This is a genomic window from Streptomyces sp. ADMS (assembly GCF_033441795.1).
In the GTDB taxonomy this organism is placed as follows: Bacteria; Actinomycetota; Actinomycetes; order Streptomycetales; family Streptomycetaceae; genus Streptomyces.
Window position 1 is genome coordinate 1 of the sequence record NZ_JAVFVX010000480.1, and the last position, 365, is coordinate 365.

Consider the following 365-nt stretch of genomic DNA (forward strand, 5'->3'; position numbering starts at 1 on the left):
CGACACCGGTGGCCTGGATGGTCTTGGCGTTGGGCACCTGCTCGGCCGGGTCGTCCAGGCCCGGCACGGAGACCGTTCCCTTATCGCCGCCGTCCAGGATCGCCTTCACCTGAGCGGCAACGGCCGAGGTATCCACAGCCTGTGTACCGCCGCCTGTCGAGCAGGAGGCCGAAGCACTCCCGGCCGCGATACCGAGGATCGGAACGGCCAGCAGCAGCGGACCGGAGGCGAAGAGACCGACGACGGCTCCGGTGGTCTTCTTCATCGCCGTCGCCGTTCGCCGGGGCGGACAGCCCGGCTGGGCAACGGGGTTGGGTCAGGGCGTGGGCGTATCAGGGCGTGCTGCATCGCAGCGGCTCCTCGGG

At 70.4% G+C, this 365-nt stretch carries 1 pseudogene; it reads right to left on the minus strand.

Annotated features, from left to right (window positions below):
• Positions 1-265: pseudogene (locus RB628_RS41645) on the minus strand (hypothetical protein); the annotation flags it as partial.
• Between the last annotated feature and the right edge of the window lie 100 nt (positions 266-365).